Source organism: Thiomicrorhabdus sp. 6S3-12, assembly GCF_017571475.1.
Classification (GTDB): Bacteria; Pseudomonadota; Gammaproteobacteria; order Thiomicrospirales; family Thiomicrospiraceae; genus Thiomicrorhabdus.
On the sequence record NZ_JAGETW010000004.1, the window covers coordinates 185,977 to 205,375 of the forward strand.

Consider the following 19,399-nt stretch of genomic DNA (forward strand, 5'->3'; position numbering starts at 1 on the left):
TTAATCCTATTGTTATCCGTTAAGCGTTCTTAGCGGTTTTGATATTGTCAATAAACTGGTCGAACAGAGGTGCGACATCATGAGGTCCCGGACTCGCTTCAGGGTGTCCCTGAAAACTGAATGCCAATTTATCGGTACGGGAAATCCCCTGCAGGGTCCCGTCGAACAGTGATTTATGCGTCGCTTTCAGATTGGCCGGCAAAGTGTTTTCATCAACTGCAAAGCCGTGGTTCTGAGCCGTGATCATTACTTTGTTTGAATCCATATCCTGCACCGGATGGTTTCCACCGTGGTGACCGAACTTCATTTTTACGGTTTGCGCGCCGGATGCCAAAGCCAGAAGTTGATGCCCCAGACAGATACCGAATACCGGAATATCGGTTTTCAGAATTTCTTGAATCGCTTCGATCGCGTAGTCGCAAGGCTCAGGATCACCCGGACCGTTGGACAGGAAGACACCGTCCGGGTTCATAGCCAATACTTCTGCTGCAGTCGTTTTTGCCGGAACCACAGTCAGCTTGCAGCCTCGATCAGCAAGCATACGCAGGATATTGCGTTTTACACCGTAGTCGAAAGCAACGACATGGAATTCCTGGCTGGATGAACAATCTTTGTGGCCTGCGCCAAGTTGCCAGGTTCCTTCGGTCCAACTGTAAGTTTCCGGAGTCGTCACTTCTTTTGCCAGATCCAGACCTTTTAGGCCACTGAACGCTTTTGCCTTGGCAATTGCCGCATCGGCATCAATCTCATCACCGGCAACAATCACACCGGACTGAGCACCTTTATCACGAAGCAGACGTGTCAGTTTACGTGTATCGATATCGGCAATGGCCACAACACCCTGCTCTTGCAGATAGTCCGGCAGGCTATTTTGAGCACGGAAATTACTCATGCGTGGAGGACAGTCTTTAACAATCAAACCTTGAGCCATAATACGCGATGACTCTTCATCTTCTTCATTCACACCGACATTACCGATATGCGGGTAGGTCAAAGTGACAATCTGTTTAAAGTAAGAAGGGTCTGTCAGAATTTCCTGATAACCGGTCAATGAAGTGTTGAAAACAACCTCACCGACAGTTTCGCCCTCTGCACCCAACGAAGTTCCCCAAAAAAGGGTACCGTCTTCCAACGCGAGTAAAGCCTGTTTCATTAATATGTCCATCCGAGAAATAACAAAGTGAGCAACATTTAAGCAGCCTCTATACAGGGTAGCGCCCAGCACATATAAAAAAACGGAGCCAGTCCCACAGGAACTCACTCCGTTTTTAGAATGCTGAATGACTAAATGCCATCTCCGCTAAATACCCCATATAAATCGCCTTAAGGCTTAAATTTTAGTCATTTAAAAGTTAGGCGGATTTTACTCGATTTGCGGTTTCATGTCTATAATAAATCCCGACAATTCACCCACTTCCGTCTAAGTTTGTCCGTCTGCAAATTCGACGCCGCTTTTACCTCGACGATCAGAGTTGAAATCGTCAATTTCACTCCAATACTCTTCGCGCCATATAAAACCGTTTAGCCCAGTAATTCTGTCCAATCGAGGAAATCATCACGCCGCGACTGCTGGAGGCGTGCATAAACTGCTGTTTTCCGAGGTAGATACCGTTATGAAAGGTACGGTGACCGGTTTTGAAAAACACCATATCCCCGACTTTCAGTCTGGAAAGCGATACCTTGGCGCCGGCTCGCATTTGATCACGGGTAGTACGCGGCACCGACACACCGAATTTCTGATTAAAAGCGATCTGTACAAAAGCCGAACAATCCACTCCGCGTTTACTGACTCCGCCATAACGATACGGCACGCTTTCCCACTGACGGTAATGCTGCCATAAACGGGTTGGAACAGATTCACTAATGCTCTCGACGGGAGAGCGTTTCAAATTAGACAGGGATTGCGGATAAAAACTTTGTGCCAGACGATCAAGTTTATCCTGCGCCTGTTTGCCGACCCCATCCGCGTCTTGCGTTGCCTTTTTCGCCGCCGAGACGCGTAAATCTACTGCCTCAGCTGGCATCGCGCGCTGTGCAGAATAATCGACAGTATTCTTAGACGTTTCGGAAACACGGCTCGATGCATCAAACGAAGCGGGAACGGAGGAGTTCTGTGACACCTCTTCTACCGAATAAGTTTTCCCTGTGGAAGAACAACCGGAAATAACCGAAACAGAAAATATCAGAACCGCTAACAAGCCGACAGCGGAGGAAATTTGTTTTCTACCACTGCGCTCATAAGCAAATTCCTGCCGTTTGACCTGTCCCACTTTCGTTTTCAGCATCTGTTTTTTCCGCTCGTCAATATTCCTGTGCGTATATTGCTTCAAGGTTTACCCGACTGATATTAAACAAAATATCCGTTGCGTTAAAGCCTTTACTCCCCACAAAGCAAAAAAGGAGCCCAAACCGAATGTTTAGACTCCTTTTTATATAAGGACACTGAATCAGAAGCGGCGTTAGCGCAAATTAAGCACATCCTGCATATCAAACAGACCTTTATCCTTGTCGGCAATCCAGTTACAGGAACGAGCCGCTCCCTTGGCAAAGGTCATACGGCTCGACGCTTTATGCGTAATCTCGACACGCTCCCCCTCCGTCGCGAACAGAACCGTATGATCCCCGACAATATCACCGGCACGTACGGTTGCGAAACCAATGGTATTCGGATCACGCTCTCCGGTAATTCCTTCACGACCATAAACTGCGCACTCTTTAAGATCACGCCCCAGAGTATCGGCGACAACCTGCCCCATGCGCAGAGCCGTACCTGAAGGAGCGTCAACTTTATGACGGTGATGACCTTCGATTACTTCAATATCGTAGCCTTCGTTAAGCACTTCGGCCGCTTGCGCAAGCAGTTTAAGACACAGATTGACACCGACAGAGAAGTTAGCCGCAAAAATTACCGCGATCTTTTCCGCCGCCTCATCAATCGCCGCCAGACCGGCATCATCAAACCCCGTGGTTCCAATGACGATTTTCTTATTGTGCGCGACACAGACTTCCAGGTTATGCACAGTCGTTGCCGGAGTAGTAAAGTCAATCAAGACATCAAAATCATTAACAACCTCTTCGATCGAACCAACAACCTTGACGCCTAATTTACCAATACCGGCAATTTCTCCGGCATCGGCACCCACCAGCGTACTGTCAGGACGTTCGATTGCCGCTGACACGGTCAAGCCATCTCTTTGATTAACCGCTTCGATCAGGGTTTTCCCCATACGCCCGGAGGCACCAATAATTGCAACTCTCATCTGTCAATCTCTCCGTTAATTCCAAGGACCGTCTTTCTTGTCACTCTTATCGGCATCGTCTCCGGTAAAGAAATTCTTCACCGAATCCAGCCAACCATGCTCTTTAGGCGAGTGCTGCTTATGGTGCTTGCCTTTCAAGCTGGCGTCAAACTCTTCCAGCAATTCTTTCTGACGCGCGGTCAACTTGACCGGCGTCTCGATATGCACTTGGACGATCAGATCACCAACCAGCGAAGAACGCACCGATTTAACCCCTTTCCCGCTCAATTTGAAGCGTTGACCGGATTGCGTACCGGCCGGAATTTTCAGGTTGGCTTTACCGCCCAGCGTCGGGACATCCAGAGAGCCGCCCAGCGCAGCCGTTGCAAAACTCAAAGGAATCTGACAGAACAGGTTATTACCGTCACGTTCGAAAACCGAATGTTTCTTAACATGGATGCGCACATACAGATCGCCTTTCGGAGCCCCCTGCTCTCCGGCTTCACCTTCACCTTGCAGACGAATGCGGTCGCCGGTATCTACACCTGCCGGAATCGAGACCGAAAGCGTTTTAGTGTCATGCACATAACCTTCGCCGTGACATTTCTTACAAGCTTTTTTGATGATTTTACCGGTTCCGTGACAGGTCGGACAGGTGGTATTCACCGCAAAGAAACCTTGCTGCATTCGAACCTGACCGGCACCGCCGCAAGTCGAACACACCTCTACGTCGCTGCTGGATTCAGCACCAGTCCCATCACAGACATCACAAACATCTTTGGTCGGAATCTTAATATCGATTTTAGTCCCGCTGACAGCCTGCTCAAGCGTAATATCAAGCTCATACTGCATATCCGCACCCGGTCTCGGGCCGCGATGTCCGCCACCGAAGCCACCGCCGAACAGATCTTCGAAGATATCGCCGAATCCACCGAAACCGCCACCGCCGAATCCGCCGTGACCGCCACCCTGTCCATCCAGCCCGGCATGACCGAATTGATCATAGGTTGCACGCTTCTGCGCATCGGAGAGCACTTCATAAGCTTCGGACGCTTCCTTAAACTTATCTTCGGCCTCTTTATCATCCGGGTTACGATCCGGATGATACTTCATGGCCAGTTTACGGTAGGCTTTCTTGATTTCACCTTCGGAAGCGCTCTTGGAAACCCCAAGAACTTCGTAATAATCTCTTTTCGACATAGTTTTCTTAAACTTTCTTTGTTTCGTTAAACAACAAAATTAATAAACCAAAACACACTCGATGATGTGCTTTCGTTTATTAACTTAGCCAAGTTATAAATTTCGCGGTATTTAAACACAAAAGCACGGAGATCGTGAAAATTCCAAACCGAAGTTTAAACCTTCGTCACTCCGTGCAATTGCATTTAGATTTTAAAAGCTAACGCCATTTCGTTTTTCATGAGAACTTGCAAAGGCTAGGCGAAAAATGTGAGCCTACAACGAGTAGGTGACCATTTTTTAACAACGCCCCTGCTCTGTTATCGTGAAAAACTCCCTGACATTATTTTTTATCGTCTACTTCTTCGAATTCAGCATCTACGATATCGTCGTCATCCGCCTTGTCCGAACCTTGCTGCTGGGCCTGCTCACCACCGGCTTGCTGTTGCGCTTGCGCTTTCTGTGCAATGCCCTGGCTCGCTTCCATCAGCTTCTGAACCGACTCGTCGATCGCTGCTTTATCGTCGCCTTTAATCGCTTCTTCAACCGCTTTGATCGCTTCTTCGACCGGAGCTTTCTCTTCTGCAGTCACGGAATCGCCAGCGTCTTTAATCATCTTATTGGTTGCATGCACCATGGCATCAGCCTGGTTGCGCGCTTCAACAAGTTCTTTCAGTTTCGCGTCTTCTTCAGCGTGCGCTTCGGCATCTTTAACCATTGCTTCGATTTCGTCTTCAGAAAGACCGGAAGAAGCCTGGATAGTGATGTGCTGTTCTTTACCGGTGTTCTTATCTTTAGCAGAAACGTTCAGAATACCGTTAGCGTCGATATCGAAAGTTACTTCGATCTGCGGCATACCGCGCGGCGCAGCCGGAATTTCGTCCAGGTTGAACTGACCCAGAGATTTGTTTCCGGAAGCCATTTCACGCTCACCTTGCAGCACATGAATCGTTACCGCAGACTGATTGTCTTCCGCAGTCGAGAACACTTGCGACTTACGAGTCGGAATCGTGGTGTTTTTCTCGATCAGCTTGGTCATCACGCCACCCATGGTTTCGATACCAAGAGACAGAGGCGTTACATCAAGAAGAAGAACGTCGTTTACATCACCGGATAGAACACCACCCTGAATCGCTGCACCCATCGCAACTGCTTCATCCGGGTTAACGTCTTTACGTGGTTCTTTACCGAAGAACTCTTTAACCGCAGCCTGCACCATAGGAACACGAGTCGAACCACCAACAAGGATAACGTCATCGATTTCAGAAGCAGACAGACCAGCATCTTTAAGAGCGATACGGCAAGGTTCGATTGAACGCTTAACCAAATCTTCGATCAGCGACTCGAACTTGGCACGCGTGATTTTCATGTTCAAGTGCTTAGGACCGGTCGCATCCGCCGTTACGTATGGCAGGTTGATATCAGTCTGCTCACGGGAAGAAAGTTCGATTTTCGCCTTTTCCGCCGCTTCACGAACACGCTGTAGTGCCAGCTTGTCTAATTTCAGGTCAACGTTCTGATCTTTCTTGAACTCTTCGGCGATGTAATCAACGATTACGTTATCGAAGTCTTCACCACCCAGGAAGGTATCACCGTTGGTAGACAGTACTTCAACCTGCTTTTCGCCATCCAGATCAGCCACTTCAATGATCGAGATATCGAAAGTACCACCACCCAGGTCATAAACCGCAATTTTGCTGTCGTTGGTTACTTTATCCATACCGTAGGCAAGTGCCGCTGCAGTAGGCTCGTTGATAATACGTTTAACTTCCAGACCTGCGATTTTACCGGCATCTTTTGTCGCCTGACGCTGTGCATCGTTGAAGTAAGCAGGAACGGTAATAACCGCTTCTTTAACTTCTTCACCCAGATAGTCTTCAGCCGTTTTCTTCATTTTCATTAGAGTACGAGCTGAAACTTCCTGTGGAGACAGTTTTTTATCTTTTACCTGTACCCATGCGTCACCATTGTCGGCAGCAACAATCGCATAAGGCACCATATCTTTGTCTTTGGCAACAACCGCATCGTCGGCACGTCGACCGATCAGACGTTTGATTGCGAAAAGCGTATTTTCCGGGTTGGTCACAGCCTGGCGTTTTGCCGGATCACCAACCAAAATCTCGTCGTCAGTGTAAGCAACGATCGAAGGCGTGGTACGCGCACCTTCCGCATTCGGGATAACCTTAACTTCTTTCCCTTCCATTACCGACACACAAGAGTTGGTTGTACCCAAGTCGATACCAATGATTTTAGCCATCTGATTTCTCTCCAGTTTTATAGGCGTAAACACGAAACCGTGTTTGAGCCGTTGGCAAATTTTGACAATTCTTTATGAATTCAAATCGTTTAAAAATTACGTTTGAACTGTTTATAGGGGTGCTCTTTCAGGATTCAAGGGAAAAATGCATTTTTTTATCATTTTTTCTCCTCATCCCGACAGCTTCGGCAAAAAACCTTATTGAGCGACAATGACTCGCGCAGGTCGAACCAGACGGTCATTAAGCTTGTACCCCTTCTGGATTACATCGACAACCGTTTGCGACTCGTGATCCGGTGACGGAATCATGGTCATCGCTTCATGATCCTGCGGGTTGAATTTTTCCCCTTTCGGGTCAATACGCTCGACACTGAATTCGGCAAGCACGTCCAGCATCTGTTTAAAGGTCATCTCAACCCCTTCCTTGATGCTTTCTTTGGTCGCTTCCTCTTTGGAGGCTGCTTCAATCCCCATTTCCATTGAATCCATAGCTGGAATCAGCGCATCAACGAATTTTTTAAGTGCATATTTATGAGCTTCTTCTAAGTCCAGACGTGTGCGACGGCGCAAGTTTTCCATATCCGCCTGCAGACGAAGTGCCATATCTTTATGTTTGGCCGCCTCATCCTTCGCTTCCGCCAACATTGATTGGATATCGTTATCAACTGCCTTCTGAGCCTCTTCCAGCTGCTCTTCACTCTGCTGCATCGCTTCTTCCGCTGTTGCAACCTGCTCTTCCACTTCCTGTTGATTCATCTCTTTCTGGTTTTGTTCAGCCACGACTTATTCCTATCTTTGATGTTTAAAATTTCTAAATGCTATTGAATTTCAACCGATGTTCAGCACATCGGCTAAATAGTTGTTCTGTATTTGACTAGGGTTTGACATGGGGTCATCTACTATTTTTTCAAGAGGGAGCTTAAAATTTTCCCGGTCAAATCGACCTGAGGCACCACTTTCTGGTAGTTCATCCTGCTCGGTCCTATTACACCGAGTACGCCGAGCACTTCATCTTCAACCGCATACGGCCGGGTAATTAAACTGCATCCCTGGTAGACCTCATTACCGCACTCACTGCCGATAAACACTTTTAACCCCGGCGCCTGCAGGCTTTTATCAAACAGTTCCAACAACCCCTGCTGCTGATTAAAGGCGTGATAAATACGTTTGAGTTTCTGCGAATCCGCAAATTCCTGATAATCCAGAAGATTGGTTTTGCCGGACACTACCAGAGATTGTCGATCGCTGAGCTGACGACTCAAAAGGTCATCGGTCGATTTCAACAACGAACTGTACGGAAAGTCTCCCTGCAGCTGATTCTGTTCAACCGCCGAAGAAAGCTTTTCCCGCGCCTGAACCAGGCTCAATCCCAGGCACTGCTGATTCAAGAAATTAGCCAGTTTTTGCAACTGATCGGATTGAATCTCCCGATCCAGTTCCACGATGCGATTCTGGACATCCTGATCTCCGAATACCAAAACCACTAGAATGCGTCTTGCCGACAGCATTAGAAAATCGACCTGTTGCAGTTTTTCCTGAGTTTTGGGCGGCAGCATCACCAGACTCGCCATACCGGTCAGGCCGGAAAGCAGCTTGGACGCTTCCTGCAAAAGACGATCCTGATTAAGATCGACCGACAACCTTTGACGCAGATCCTGCTCATGTACCTTGCTCGGCTCCTGATAGGTCAGCAGAGTATCGACAAACAATCGATACCCCTTATCGGTAGGTACCCTTCCGGCGGAGGTGTGCGGCGAGTGCAAGAACCCCATCTTTTCCAGATCCGCCAGAACATTGCGCACGGTCGCCGAACTTAAGGCGACTTCCGGCAGCTTGCTCAAGGTGTTCGAACCTACCGGCTTGCCATCGCTAAGGTATAATCCCATCAAGTTTTTAAACAACATTTGATAACGATCATTTAACATACGTAAACCAACTTAATTGAAAGCAGAGCCTTGAGATGGACAGATTGAATTTTGCTATTCTCCTATAATTGGGAACAGCAAGCTTCGAGAGTGTCTAGCACTCCCCTAGCACGAGTGCTAAATTATAAATTTATCCCCCTCTTATTCAAGCCTTGAGGGAAGTGAAGGAAAAGAAAATCATGTTTACGCGAATCGGTATTTTTGGCAAATACGACGGCATTGCCTGCTGGGATACGATTAATCGCCTGCTGCAGCATTTGCTTAGCCGTGACAAAACGGTCCTACTGGACTCTGCTTCCTGCGCCGACTTCCCGCATCAGAGATACGGCGTTGAAGTCATTGACCGTCTGGAACTGGTCAAGCATATCGATATCGCCATCGTTGTCGGCGGAGACGGCACCTTTCTCGATGTCGCCCGCTCCGTGGTCGATCACGACATTCCGATTCTCGGCATCAACCTGGGACGCCTCGGGTTTTTGACGGACATCTCGCCCAACGAGATGCTCAACACGCTGGATGAAGTCATGGTCGGCCAGTGTGAATACGAACAGCGCAACCTGATTCATGTACAGATACGAAAAGACGGCGAACTCGAATTCGATCAGCTCGCACTCAACGACGTCGTGATCCATAAAACCGACTCGCCGCGAATGATTGAATTCGAAACCGAAGTGGACGGGCGTTTTCTGAATACCCAGCGTTCCGACGGCATGATTATCGCCACCCCGACCGGTTCTACCGCTTATGCTCTGTCTGCAGGCGGCCCGATTCTCGACCCTCGTCTGGATGTTCTCAGCCTGGTTTCGGTCAACCCGCATACCATGAGTACGCGTCCGTATGTCATCCCGGGCAGCAGCGTAGTGCGCATCTACCCGCATAAAAACTGCAACGGCATGGCGCACATTATCTGTGACGGTCAGCTGACTCACCATATCGGTCAGGGACACGAAACCACAATCAGCCGACATAAAAAATTCATTCAGATGATCCACCCTAAAGGGCACGATCATTTTGAACTTCTCAGAGCAAAATTGCGCTGGGGTGACAAGCTGTAAAAAACCTTTGGATTTTGTAACTGTTTTCAAGTAATCTAAAGCCGGAATGAAAATTCTCCCGGTTTTTTCGGCTGAGAAAACCTCCCGCAACGCACTTTTTTGATCTGGAAATAGACGCATGTTAAGCGAGTTGTCAATTCAAAACCTGGCTTTAATTGAAAAGCTGAACTTAAACTTCAGTAACGGCTTCAGCTCTCTGACGGGAGAAACCGGAGCCGGAAAATCCATTCTGCTTGATGCCCTCGGCCTGACACTCGGAGAACGCGCCGACAGCTCCCTGGTTCGCCACGGCAGCAAAAGAGCCGACATCAGCGCCGCATTCGATTTAAGTCAACTTCCGCATGTTCAACTGTGGCTGCAGGAAAATGAACTGGACGATGAAAACTCCTGCCTGCTGCGCCGCACCGTTAGCGCCGAAGGTCGTTCCAAAGCCTACATCAACGGCATTCCCGTAGCGGTTGCCCAGCTTAAGACTCTCAGTAATCTGCTGATCGATATTCACGGCCAGCACGAACACCAGTCTCTGCTGCACAGCGGTAAACAACTGGCGCTCCTGGATGCATTCGCTGCCCATACAACTCTGCTCGAGCAGACACGCGACAGTTTCAAACAGTGGAAAAGCCTGCAACAGCAGCTGAGCGCTCTGGAACAGCAGCAACAGGACTTTCAAAGCCGATTTGAACTCCTCAGCTTTCAGCAGCAGGAATTTGCCGAACTGTCCCCGGTCGAGGACGAATTCGAAGAACTGGAACTGCAACAGAATCAACTTTCGCATGCCAGCGAGATCAAACGTCGCGGTTTGAACGCCTACGACCACCTTGAAGCCGAACAAGGTGCCAGCGATCAAATCAATCATGCAATTCACCATCTGGAAGAAGTGGTGGCTTTCTGTCCGCAATTTGAAGCCCCTTTGGCGCAGCTCAACAGTGCATTAATCGAAATCCAGGAAGCGGCTGCGGAAATCCAGACAACCGCTGAAAATATCGAACTCGATCCGAATCAGCTCGAGGCTGTCGAAGAACGTCTGTCCGCCCTGTTTTCAATCGCCAAGAAATATATGATTGAGCCGTCCCAGCTGCCGCAAAAGCAACAGCAGATCGAGGAGGCTCTCAATACTCTGCAGCATTCGGGAGAATCTCTAGAACAGCTGCGTCACGAAATCAAGCAGCAGGAAGCGGACTTTCACGCTAAAGCGCATAAGCTTCGCGCTTCACGCCAGAAAGCCGCCAAGAAGTTAAGCCGACAGATTACCGAAGGCATGCAGGAGCTCGGCATGGCCAACGGCGTTTTCGAAGTGGCGCTTGAAGCGAGTAAAACACCGGCCCAGACAGGCGTCGACCAGATCGACTTCAAAGTATCCGCCAACAAAGGACAACCGATTCAGCCGCTGGCAAAAGTCGCCTCCGGCGGAGAATTGTCACGCATCAGTCTGGCGATTCAAGTGGCGACCGCTGAAGTCGCACAATTGCCGACCCTTATTTTTGACGAAGTGGATGTTGGAATCGGCGGCGGCATCGCCGAAGTTGTCGGAGAGAAGATGCGCCAACTGGGAGAACACAAACAGATTCTGTCGATCACGCATCTGGCGCAAGTTGCGGCTCACGGCAATCACCATTTTAAAATCGCTAAAAGCACACGAGCTGAAATGACCCATACCGAGGTAAATTATCTGGATTCATCACAGCGAATCGAAGAACTGGCGCGTATGCTCGGCGGTATGAAGATCACCGAACAGACGCAGAAGATGGCCCAAGAGATGCTCTCCCAGGCCCAGGAAAAATAGAGCCACATACAAAAAAAGCGGCTGCCTTATCAAGGTCAACCGCTTTTCCGCTTGATTTATTGCCCCCTTCCAGAGAAGAAAGCAATAACTTCAATCCAAGCCCTATTATTCTTCTTTATATGCGCCGTAAATCACCAGATTATGACCGGATAATTCATACCCCAACTCTTTGGCAATCTCTTTGATGCGCTCTTCGATAGTCGGATCAACGAATTCGCGTACGCGACCGGTCTTCATACAGACGATATGGTCGTGGTTATCTCCGGTATCCAATTCAAAGATAGAGACATTATTTTCGAAGTTCAAACGGCGAACAATTCCCGCCTGTTCAAACTGGGTCAAGACGCGGTAAACAGTCGCCAATCCGACCTCTTCGCCCTGCTCTAACAAAATCTTGAAAACATCTTCAGCCGACAGATGATGATCTTCGCCAGCGCTTTCCAAAATTTCCAATATTTTCAGTCTAGGCAAAGTGACTTTCAAGCCCACTTTTTTTAATTCTGCACCGCTCATCAAAACCTCTATATTGATACACTTTCGCCCCGACAATACGCGGGGTATCGAATTCAAACATTAAACGTCTAAGCAGACATACAATCCTGCTAAAATCCGCTTAACAAGATTGAAAAACTCATTATGTGTGTATAATAACCCAATTCCGATTTTTTTATGTCGAAAAAAGCGATCAAAACAAGAATCTAAATGAGAATCACACCCATGCTTTCACAAGCCCAGGTCCCCGCAAATAAACCGTCCCGCATTAAAAAACTTATCCTCACCGGATTACTCTTCAGCACGATTGGAGCCTTGAACGGCTGCTCTGCGTTTAAACCTTATGAAGTTCCGGTTACACAGGGAAATGTCATGACCGAGGAGTCGTTAGACCTGATTCAGGAAGGTTTAAATCAAATTCAGGTGAGAAAGTTGTTAGGACCGCCGATCGGACAAAACACTTTTAACCCTTACCACTGGGAATATCTGTTCTACACAACGGATCCGAAATCCGACCTGGCGGTAAAACGGCATCTTGTGCTGCAGTTCGATGAGAATTTTTATTTAACCAAATGGGAATCACATCCGATTCAGGTGCAAATGAAAAAAGACGACAGCTTTTTGGGATTGGGCTGGTTCTGACGTTTTCGACAAAGGCCTTCATAGCAAAGGCTTCTAAATAAAAATGCAGCTTAAAGGCTGCATTTTTTATATCCAGAGAAAACTTACTTCAGCTTTCCGTCACGCTCTTTAGTAACCTTTTCACGCCGACGCTCACGCGGATCCGCCTTCAAAGGTCGGTACACTTCAATCCGATCGCCTTCGCGCAGAATCTGATCATGTTTAACAGGCTTGCCGAAGATACCGACTTTCTCGATATCCAGCTCAGGAAAGCGACGCAGCAGTTCGGAAACCTGCAACGCCTCTAAGACCGTGCTCCCCTCTGGGACGTCCTGTTCGTACAAAAACTGCTCATCCGGTAAGGCGTAGGCTATTTCAATTTTCACGATATTCACCTTAATTCATCGTCTTGTATCGGCCGCAAACGCGCCCTTAAGCAAAAGGATTCGGATAAATCACTTTCGCTCGTTCACAGAAAGAGTCCACCAGCGTACTGGCGATCTGTTCGAAAATCGGCCCGATAGCCATATTCAATAAGCCGCTGCTGACTTCAAATTCCACTTCAAACAGAATTTTGCAGGCGTCTTCATCCAGCACCTTAAACTCCCACTCGCCTCTTAACGACTTGAAAGGGCCGTCGAGCAATTGCATTTCGATACGCTTACCGTCAACCAGATGATTTTTAGTAGTAAACGTCTGCTTGATGCCCGCTTTGGCTATGGTTACCGAAGCGGACATACTCGAACCGTCGCAAGATTTAACTTCCGCCGCTCCGCACCACGGAAGAAATTCCGGATAAGCCTCGACATCATTGACCAAGTCATACATTTTTTTGGCCGAATACGGCAATAAGGCACTACGGGTAATTTTTTTCATTCGCTAAAGCGTCCTTCCTTCAACGGCTTTCAGGAAAACCTCAAGAGCCTATGATTTGCTTAAGCGTGCCTAACTACTTAGACTAAGTAGATGTTCGGCCGCACAGCGTTAAAATTCAAGGCACAATAGTATAACAAATTCCCTCGCCGACCGATCAAGGGACGCGCTGAAGCGCCGCCCATTTATGCAACACAAAATAATGAAAAAAGATTTTAGTGGAGAAACCTATGAAACACTCGAGCAAACGGCAAGGCATCTTCTCTCTTTGGGCACTTTTTATATTACCGACCCTGAGCATCGGCCCGGCTTCGGCTGCAGAAGAACTGTTAACCGAAAACGCCAATTGGCCGCACGGTTCCTGGCAACTGGAATACGAATACGACGATTTCAGTGAAAAAATTCATCACGCCAAACTGACATATGCCCCGCAGAACTTCGCCACGCAAAAAGCCTTTCTTATTCGCTGTCAGCCTTTCTATACCAATTTCAGCACCTCTTTTCTCGAAGAGAAAAACAACCTGATGGAAAACGGCAAACTGCATAACGACTCTTCCAAATACGCCAAGCATGGCTTTATCTACGATCAGAAGCGAAATCTTAAGGTTGAAGTCGCCGGCCGCTCATTCAGCGAAGACGTCTCCGTCGGTGGCCAGGTTCGAGCACTGAGCAACTGGTTTCCTCTTAATGACAATTTCAAAACCGCAAACGAGGACAAAGTCAGTGTCAGTTGGCACGCCTCAATGGTGTTTAAAGAGATTCCTTCATTTACCAGCACCAAGAATACCGACTTGAGCCGTAAACTGTTCAAGACATTCAAAACCGCTATCGAAAAATCAACGCCGATCCAGTTTCAATTGGACATGCCCAACGGCATACAGCAAAAATACCGTCTGGATGTGCAACGCCTGAAAAATTTTGCACCGCCTGAAGTTCTGGATTTCTGTCTACTACGTAGAACTTTGCGTGACGATTAGAGCGCAACTGCCTCAATAAACTGCGTAAAAACCAAGCGAGGCGATGTTATAATCGTCTCCCATTTGGAACTTGACGCTTGTGGAATATCCGACTTTATCGGCAATCCTGAGCAAACGATTTAGAGATAGGTAAGGCATGGCAAAAAAATCGAAAAAGAAAACGCCTGCAAATGTCATCGCGCAGAATAAAAAAGCCCGTTTCGACTACTTTATTGAACAGGAATTCGAAGCCGGTCTGACACTTGAAGGCTGGGAAGTCAAAAGCCTGCGCCAGGGTAAAGTGCAAATCAACGAAAGCTATATCCTGCTCAAAAACAATGAAGCCTGGCTTTTCGGTGCTTTAATCACGCCTCTGATCACCGCCTCAAGCCATACCAAGCAAGACCCGCTACGATTGCGTAAACTGCTGATGCACCGCCGCGAAATTGACCGTCTGATCGGCGCCGTTGATCAGAAAGGCTTTACACTGGTGCCTTTGAACCTGCACTGGTCCCGCGGCAAGGTGAAACTCAGTCTCGGCTTGGCTAAAGGTAAGAAAATGCATGACAAACGCGCTACCGAAAAAGAGCGGGAATGGAATCGTGACAAACAGCGCTTAATGAAAATGACCCGCTGACCATCATTTCTGCACAATAAAAAACCACCGTTCAGGTGGTTTTTTATTTCCGGCAACTAAACGCTGTTGATTATGAACAGACGATAACCCGGTTACGTCCTTCATCTTTTGCCTGATATAAGGCGCTGTCCGTTTGCTCAAACCACTCTTTCGACGACCATCCCTGCTGCAGCTGACAGATCCCGAAACTGGAGGTAAGCGTGATATTTTTCGGCCAAACATTCTCTTCGACTTTTTGGCGCAATTTCTCAATCACGATAAGCGCCTGATTCACATCGGTCATAGGTAGCAGGATTGCAAACTCCTCTCCGCCCCAACGCGCCAAAGAATCCGTCTGCCGCAGATTTTCTTCCATTAACTTATAGAATTCCTTGAGGATATCGTCGCCCGTTAAATGACCAAAGGTGTCATTAACCTCTTTGAAATGATCGATATCGCACAATACCAGACAGACCGGATCCTTATGACGGTTGAACTCTTCGATAGTCTGGAAGATAAACTCATCAAAAACACGACGGTTTAGCGCACCGGTCAGCTGGTCGTGGTTAGCCTGCTTCTCCAGAGACTGTTGACGGGTAATATTTTCCGCAATCAACAGATAACCGGTTTTGTTGGAAAACGCATCGTATTCCGGGCGAATCATCGCATCCAGCCAATAGCTTTTCGGCCCGACTTCCGAGTACAGAATCCCTCCCCAGAATTTACGTTCCGACAACCAAACCTGGGGGTCGTTGCTCAGGGAAATCAATTTCAAATCCGTATAATTCTTGCCGACGATATTGCTGACACTACGCCCCAGAATGCGCGATATCGCCAGACTGGCGTAAGTGATCTGACCATTAAGATCCATTTTCAGCATTGGAACGCTGCTGTCGACAATCTTCTGCTGATATTCCAGTTCGCGGTTAAGGTGATGAATATTCTGCTCGGATCGTAAAAAAAACTCCTTCACAAAATACAACATAATGCTGATAACAATCAGCGCTACGGCAATATTGGTATAACTGCCTTCAAACGATGCCTCGGCAAACCAGCCTGGCAGCAATAGAGGAATCAACAGAATCACCAGCCAGACCAGCTGATGCGTAAAACGGTTGATAAAAATATTGAGTATCGGCAGAACCAGTACCCAGTAGTAAATCTGCTGCTGTCCTTCGGAAACCGCAAACAGACTGAGCAGATAAAGAATATACAGCGAACTGAGCAAAATCAGGGAAGAAAGGCCATCGGAATGCTTCTGATGAAAATGATAACTGGCGAGAAAACCGAACAGGGAAATCGAAAATGCCGTCACCATTGCCCAATTTTCCTTAATCAGGAAATGAAAAATCAGCAACATCAACACCGGCATAAACAGAATTAAAACAAACCAGCGAATTCTCGCGGCCAACCGTTGCTGATAACTTAAAACGCCCTGCTGTAACAATTTCGGCATCATTCCCTTGTACCATTTGATATCGAGAAACCCGCATCGCCATTCAATCGCTCCATACGACATCCAAATGCTAGGCGGATTTCATTTAAGACCTATGAGGTAAAGATAATTTAAGCACTGACAAATGTCTATTCCTTTCTCGGAAAGCGCTGAATCTCGAAATAAATCTCTAAAGTGTCGCTGTAATCCCTTGAAAATTTCACTATAATACCCATCTTTAAATAAACACCGATCTTTCTATTGGGGCTGCACTGGTTTCGACGGGGAGTTCAAAGTTTAAAATGCATGTCGTGCCTGAATGATGCACGTAAATCTTTATTTCACTTTTGTTATAGTTGCAAACGACGATAACTACGCTCTAGCGGCTTAATCCCGCTAGTGCAGGCTAGACCCGTTGCCTTTGGCCCCTAGCCTGTATCGACTTACAAAGGATCGTGTTGCGTGCGTGTTTGGGTACGTACCACTAAACTTAACAAACTCGCTTGGTGTGATCCCTGCTGGTCGGGCAGCATTCAAGTTAAATTAATAGACCAAATAAACATGTAGATTTTTAGATGGCGGCTTTGCGGACGGGGGTTCGACTCCCCCCAGCTCCACCAATTCTGAAGCCCGAACGATTGATTAGGAATCGTTCGGGCTTTTTTATTTCCATTCTCTTTCAAACAATAAATTCTCGACTGTTATACGCTCTGCATTTGATCTGATCGTATTGCACCTGAAAAGCCTTCTGAATCAACATTCGCCTAACAATTCTCAAGGCCATGCACGCTCACTTGCGCCCCATCATTTTTTAATGAAAAAACGCTTGGCATAATCAACCTGTTGCTAGTTTTGACCTATGTGAACAATGGCAATTTTTACGTCGTTTTATGGTTCCTTCTTTGCCTAACTCACCCGAAAAACTACTTAGCCTATTAAAAACCTTGCCACCATATAAAAAAAATTGTTAACTATAAATTCCTTAGTTTTTCAAAGGGGAAAAACCTGTGTTGAATAAACTGGCTCGCTATACGCAAGTGGTCGAAATCATTGGCGATATCATTAAGGTAAAAGCTGACAATATCGCCTATGGTGATTTGGCCATAGTGGAGAACCACGATGGCGAGCAATCGTTGGCTCAGGTAATACGCCTGGAAGGCGATGTGGTTTCCATGCAGGTTTTCTCTGGTGCCCGCGGCTTGTCGACCAAAGCTCAGGTGCAGTTTCTCGGCCACCCCATGCAGGTGACCTATTCCCCGAATATTCTTGGTCGGGTATTTGGCGGTTCAGGAACCTCTCTGGACAGCGGCCCTTCTCTTGATGCCGATCCTCAAGTCGATATTGGCGGCCCGACGGTAAACCCTGTCAAGCGCGTCCTTCCAAGCAAAATGGTACATACCCACATTCCAATGATCGATATGTTCAACAGCTTGGTGGAAAGTCAGAAGATTCCGATTTTTTCTATTGCCGGCGAACCCTACAACCATTTGCTGGCGCGTATCGGTATTCAGGCGGAAGCGGATATCGTGGTGTTTGGCGGTCTGGGCCTGATTTACGACGACTATCACTATTTCCGTAAAACGTTTGAAGACGAAGGTGTATTCGCGCGTACGGTTATGTTTGTCAATCTGGCTTCCGACCCGATCGTAGAACGCCTGCTGGTACCGGATATGGCGCTTAAAGTGGCCGAGCGCTTTGCCGTGGAAGAAGGCAAACGGGTTCTGGTGCTGATGACGGATATGACCGCCTATGCCGATGCCATGAAAGAGATCGGGATTGCAATGGAATATGTCCCTTCCAACCGCGGCTATCTGGGCGATCTGTACTCGCAGCTGGCAGTGCGTTACGAACGCGCCTGCGATTATCAGGGCGCCGGTTCTGTCACCATCCTAACCGTCACCACTATGCCGGGGAATGACGTGACACACCCGGTACCGGACAATACCGGTTATATCACCGAAGGTCAGTTTTATCTGCACGACGGCATGCTGGATCCCTTCGGCTCACTATCACGTCTTAAGCAACAGGTGATCGGCAAGGTAACCCGTGAAGACCATTCGCAGTTAATGAATACCATGATCCGCTTTTATTCGAACGCCAAAGAGGCCGAGAAAAAGCGTGCCATGGCTTTTGAGCTGTCTGACTTTGACGAGCGTTGCTTGCAGTTCGGTGAAATGTTTACCGAAAACTTTATGGACATCGACGTATCCCTTCCTTTAAACGACGCATTGGATCTTGGCTGGCAAATATTGGCGCAATGCTTCTCTCGAGACGAGTTACTGATGAAAGAAGCGCTGATCGATAAATACTTCCCTGACGATGACGAGCAGACACAAGACAAGGCGAGCTGATTATGGCGGCCAAAATTGCTTTAAACAAAACCGCCCTAAAACAATCCCGCGACAAGCTGGGAATGTACAAACGCTATCTGCCTTCTTTGGACTTGAAACGTCAACAGTTAATGCTTGAATTACAAAAAGCCCGGGCGGAAACCGATGCGCACCTACAGGCAATAGAAGAGCATCTGGCACAGGCGCAAGATTGGATCGGATTGCTCGCCAATGCCGACATCAAAGTAAACGGTCTGGTAAAGGTCACCGGCATTGATGAAGCCGAGCAGAACCTGCTCGGCGTCACCCTTCCATTATATGTAGACACCCATTTTGCTTTGGAAAGTTATTCCATGCTGGCTAACCCTTACTGGGTCGATGCTCTGGTTGAAACGCTTAAAGAAGTGGCCATTCTGCGTGCTAAAGCGGCCGTCGGCGATAAGCGAACGGCCATTCTGCAAGAAGCGGTGCGCAAAATAACTCAGCGGGTCAACTTGTTCGAGAAACGTCTGATCCCCGAGACCAATGACGATATACGCAAAATCAAAATTTTCCTGGATGATTCGGATCGGGCCTCGGTGATTCGCGCCAAGTTCGCTAAGAAGAAAACCTTAAGCTCAACCACTGGAGGAGCTTAA

19 protein-coding genes and 1 other RNA gene are annotated in these 19,399 nt (G+C 47.8%); 8 read left to right on the forward strand and 12 right to left on the reverse strand.

Annotation, left to right across the window (positions count from 1 at the left end; genetic code table 11):
• Window positions 1–19: 19 nt before the first annotated feature.
• The 7 genes from carA to hrcA form a co-directional block, all read right to left on the reverse strand.
• Entirely contained in the window at window positions 20–1,153 is a 1,134-nt protein-coding gene (carA, locus tag J3999_RS06435; protein WP_243755340.1) for a glutamine-hydrolyzing carbamoyl-phosphate synthase small subunit, read from the reverse strand.
• A 334-nt stretch (window positions 1,154–1,487) separates the two neighbouring features.
• Window positions 1,488–2,285 (reverse strand): NlpC/P60 family protein, encoded by a 798-nt coding sequence (locus J3999_RS06440; RefSeq protein WP_208127085.1) that lies wholly within the window; start codon window positions 2,283–2,285, stop codon window positions 1,488–1,490.
• A 174-nt stretch (window positions 2,286–2,459) separates the two neighbouring features.
• Entirely contained in the window at window positions 2,460–3,260 is an 801-nt protein-coding gene (gene dapB, locus J3999_RS06445) for a 4-hydroxy-tetrahydrodipicolinate reductase (protein ID WP_208127086.1), read from the reverse strand.
• Between the two features lie 15 nt (window positions 3,261–3,275).
• Window positions 3,276–4,439 carry a molecular chaperone DnaJ gene (dnaJ, locus tag J3999_RS06450; RefSeq protein ID WP_208127087.1) on the reverse strand — a complete coding sequence of 388 codons (1,164 nt, stop codon included), beginning with the start codon at window positions 4,437–4,439 and terminating at the stop codon, window positions 3,276–3,278.
• Window positions 4,440–4,761: 322 nt separating this feature from the next.
• Window positions 4,762–6,675, reverse strand: a complete 1,914-nt coding sequence (gene dnaK / locus J3999_RS06455; protein WP_208127088.1) for a molecular chaperone DnaK — start codon at window positions 6,673–6,675, stop codon at window positions 4,762–4,764.
• A gap of 198 nt (window positions 6,676–6,873) precedes the next feature.
• On the reverse strand, window positions 6,874–7,455 hold the full coding sequence (grpE, locus tag J3999_RS06460) for a nucleotide exchange factor GrpE (protein ID WP_371811867.1): 582 nt from the start codon (window positions 7,453–7,455) through the stop codon (window positions 6,874–6,876).
• Between the two features lie 119 nt (window positions 7,456–7,574).
• On the reverse strand, window positions 7,575–8,600 hold the full coding sequence (gene hrcA / locus J3999_RS06465) for a heat-inducible transcriptional repressor HrcA (protein WP_208127089.1): 1,026 nt from the start codon (window positions 8,598–8,600) through the stop codon (window positions 7,575–7,577).
• Between the two features lie 179 nt (window positions 8,601–8,779).
• Here hrcA and J3999_RS06470 point away from each other — a divergent pair, with 179 nt between their 5' ends.
• Both J3999_RS06470 and recN read left to right on the forward strand, forming a co-directional pair.
• Complete coding sequence (locus J3999_RS06470; RefSeq protein ID WP_208127090.1) at window positions 8,780–9,655, forward strand: NAD(+) kinase; 876 nt, start codon at window positions 8,780–8,782, stop codon at window positions 9,653–9,655.
• A 118-nt stretch (window positions 9,656–9,773) separates the two neighbouring features.
• Entirely contained in the window at window positions 9,774–11,438 is a 1,665-nt protein-coding gene (gene recN / locus J3999_RS06475) for a DNA repair protein RecN (protein ID WP_208127091.1), read from the forward strand.
• A 105-nt stretch (window positions 11,439–11,543) separates the two neighbouring features.
• Here the strand turns inward: recN and fur are convergent, their stop codons facing one another.
• A complete protein-coding gene (gene fur / locus J3999_RS06480; RefSeq protein WP_208127092.1) occupies window positions 11,544–11,951 on the reverse strand; it encodes a ferric iron uptake transcriptional regulator in 408 nt (135 codons plus the stop codon).
• A gap of 351 nt (window positions 11,952–12,302) precedes the next feature.
• On the opposite strand from fur, the gene J3999_RS11875 reads away from it, so the two are divergent.
• Window positions 12,303–12,572, forward strand: a complete 270-nt coding sequence (locus tag J3999_RS11875; RefSeq protein WP_243755341.1) for an outer membrane protein assembly factor BamE — start codon at window positions 12,303–12,305, stop codon at window positions 12,570–12,572.
• 83 nt (window positions 12,573–12,655) lie between these two features.
• Here the strand turns inward: J3999_RS11875 and J3999_RS06490 are convergent, their stop codons facing one another.
• Entirely contained in the window at window positions 12,656–12,937 is a 282-nt protein-coding gene (locus J3999_RS06490) for an RnfH family protein (RefSeq protein WP_208127093.1), read from the reverse strand.
• A 46-nt stretch (window positions 12,938–12,983) separates the two neighbouring features.
• Complete coding sequence (locus J3999_RS06495; RefSeq protein WP_208127094.1) at window positions 12,984–13,427, reverse strand: type II toxin-antitoxin system RatA family toxin; 444 nt, start codon at window positions 13,425–13,427, stop codon at window positions 12,984–12,986.
• 227 nt (window positions 13,428–13,654) lie between these two features.
• Here J3999_RS06495 and J3999_RS06500 point away from each other — a divergent pair, with 227 nt between their 5' ends.
• Both J3999_RS06500 and smpB read left to right on the forward strand, forming a co-directional pair.
• Window positions 13,655–14,401: a hypothetical protein gene (locus tag J3999_RS06500; protein ID WP_208127095.1), complete on the forward strand. Its 747-nt coding sequence runs from the start codon at window positions 13,655–13,657 to the stop codon at window positions 14,399–14,401.
• Window positions 14,402–14,537: 136 nt separating this feature from the next.
• On the forward strand, window positions 14,538–15,017 hold the full coding sequence (smpB, locus tag J3999_RS06505; RefSeq protein WP_173284648.1) for an SsrA-binding protein SmpB: 480 nt from the start codon (window positions 14,538–14,540) through the stop codon (window positions 15,015–15,017).
• A 70-nt stretch (window positions 15,018–15,087) separates the two neighbouring features.
• Here smpB and J3999_RS06510 read toward each other — a convergent pair whose 3' ends face one another.
• Together J3999_RS06510 and J3999_RS06515 are read right to left on the reverse strand one after the other, a co-directional pair.
• Window positions 15,088–16,314, reverse strand: coding sequence for a diguanylate cyclase (locus J3999_RS06510; protein ID WP_208127096.1), 1,227 nt, complete (start codon window positions 16,312–16,314; stop codon window positions 15,088–15,090).
• 13 nt (window positions 16,315–16,327) lie between these two features.
• Window positions 16,328–16,495, reverse strand: a complete 168-nt coding sequence (locus J3999_RS06515; RefSeq protein ID WP_208127097.1) for a hypothetical protein — start codon at window positions 16,493–16,495, stop codon at window positions 16,328–16,330.
• A gap of 199 nt (window positions 16,496–16,694) precedes the next feature.
• On the opposite strand from J3999_RS06515, the gene ssrA reads away from it, so the two are divergent.
• From ssrA to J3999_RS06530, 3 genes are all read left to right on the forward strand, one after another.
• Window positions 16,695–17,051, forward strand: a transfer-messenger RNA (tmRNA) gene (gene ssrA / locus J3999_RS06520).
• 387 nt (window positions 17,052–17,438) lie between these two features.
• Window positions 17,439–18,782 carry a V-type ATP synthase subunit B gene (locus J3999_RS06525; RefSeq protein WP_208127098.1) on the forward strand — a complete coding sequence of 448 codons (1,344 nt, stop codon included), beginning with the start codon at window positions 17,439–17,441 and terminating at the stop codon, window positions 18,780–18,782.
• Window positions 18,783–18,784: 2 nt separating this feature from the next.
• Window positions 18,785–19,399 carry a V-type ATP synthase subunit D gene (locus tag J3999_RS06530; RefSeq protein WP_208127099.1) on the forward strand — a complete coding sequence of 205 codons (615 nt, stop codon included), beginning with the start codon at window positions 18,785–18,787 and terminating at the stop codon, window positions 19,397–19,399.

What these genes read in the sequence shown, in the direction of transcription:
- hrcA (WP_208127089.1), bottom strand. Translation starts at nt 8,600, where the DNA reads ATGTTAAATGATCGTTATCAAATGTTGTTTAAAAACTTGATGGGATTA.
- J3999_RS06500 (WP_208127095.1), top strand. Translation starts at nt 13,655, where the DNA reads ATGAAACACTCGAGCAAACGGCAAGGCATCTTCTCTCTTTGGGCACTT.
- dnaK (WP_208127088.1), bottom strand. Translation starts at nt 6,675, where the DNA reads ATGGCTAAAATCATTGGTATCGACTTGGGTACAACCAACTCTTGTGTG.
- fur (WP_208127092.1), bottom strand. Translation starts at nt 11,951, where the DNA reads ATGAGCGGTGCAGAATTAAAAAAAGTGGGCTTGAAAGTCACTTTGCCT.
- J3999_RS11875 (WP_243755341.1), top strand. Translation starts at nt 12,303, where the DNA reads ATGACCGAGGAGTCGTTAGACCTGATTCAGGAAGGTTTAAATCAAATT.
- J3999_RS06470 (WP_208127090.1), top strand. Translation starts at nt 8,780, where the DNA reads ATGTTTACGCGAATCGGTATTTTTGGCAAATACGACGGCATTGCCTGC.
- recN (WP_208127091.1), top strand. Translation starts at nt 9,774, where the DNA reads ATGTTAAGCGAGTTGTCAATTCAAAACCTGGCTTTAATTGAAAAGCTG.
- J3999_RS06495 (WP_208127094.1), bottom strand. Translation starts at nt 13,427, where the DNA reads ATGAAAAAAATTACCCGTAGTGCCTTATTGCCGTATTCGGCCAAAAAA.
- dapB (WP_208127086.1), bottom strand. Translation starts at nt 3,260, where the DNA reads ATGAGAGTTGCAATTATTGGTGCCTCCGGGCGTATGGGGAAAACCCTG.
- dnaJ (WP_208127087.1), bottom strand. Translation starts at nt 4,439, where the DNA reads ATGTCGAAAAGAGATTATTACGAAGTTCTTGGGGTTTCCAAGAGCGCT.
- J3999_RS06515 (WP_208127097.1), bottom strand. Translation starts at nt 16,495, where the DNA reads ATGGCGATGCGGGTTTCTCGATATCAAATGGTACAAGGGAATGATGCC.
- smpB (WP_173284648.1), top strand. Translation starts at nt 14,538, where the DNA reads ATGGCAAAAAAATCGAAAAAGAAAACGCCTGCAAATGTCATCGCGCAG.
- J3999_RS06530 (WP_208127099.1), top strand. Translation starts at nt 18,785, where the DNA reads ATGGCGGCCAAAATTGCTTTAAACAAAACCGCCCTAAAACAATCCCGC.
- carA (WP_243755340.1), bottom strand. Translation starts at nt 1,153, where the DNA reads ATGAAACAGGCTTTACTCGCGTTGGAAGACGGTACCCTTTTTTGGGGA.
- J3999_RS06440 (WP_208127085.1), bottom strand. Translation starts at nt 2,285, where the DNA reads ATGCTGAAAACGAAAGTGGGACAGGTCAAACGGCAGGAATTTGCTTAT.
- J3999_RS06510 (WP_208127096.1), bottom strand. Translation starts at nt 16,314, where the DNA reads ATGGTGACGGCATTTTCGATTTCCCTGTTCGGTTTTCTCGCCAGTTAT.